General features: G+C 48.8%; 1 protein-coding gene. It reads left to right on the plus strand.

The window, feature by feature from the left end; genetic code table 11:
• Positions 1 to 178: 178 nt before the first annotated feature.
• Positions 179 to 402, plus strand: a 224-nt coding sequence (locus CBF90_RS18690; protein WP_206780514.1) for a hypothetical protein, incomplete at its 3' end; no start/stop codon positions are given.

The raw sequence follows: 402 nt of genomic DNA on the forward strand, positions 1-402 counted from the left end.
CCTCATGTACAATACGCTTATGCAACCAGAGGATGACAAGCAACAGTCTGCACAGCCAACTACGGGGTGGGTCTTCCGCCCGGGCGATAGATCACGACCAGAGGCGTCAACGTCTATGTCGGTCACAACGCAAGAAGAACTGCCAAAAAACTCCTCTGGCAATAAAGATGGATCTGACGTGAGGTGGACAGCCTCTGAATATATTGCCCACGATCGCGGGCCTAGTTGGTATGTGGGTCTTGGATTTTGCGCAATCCTGTTAGCCGGTCTAGTTTATTTGCTGACGCGTGACTACATATCTAGCGGCATGATTATTATTGTCGCTGGGGTTTTTGGGGTGTTTGCCGTTAAAAAGCCCAGAGTTTTAGAATATTCAATAGATGATCGCGGTCTGACTATTGG

The organism is Microbacterium sp. AISO3 (genome assembly GCF_002204305.1).
In the GTDB taxonomy this organism is placed as follows: Bacteria; Actinomycetota; Actinomycetes; order Actinomycetales; family Microbacteriaceae; genus Microbacterium; species Microbacterium arborescens.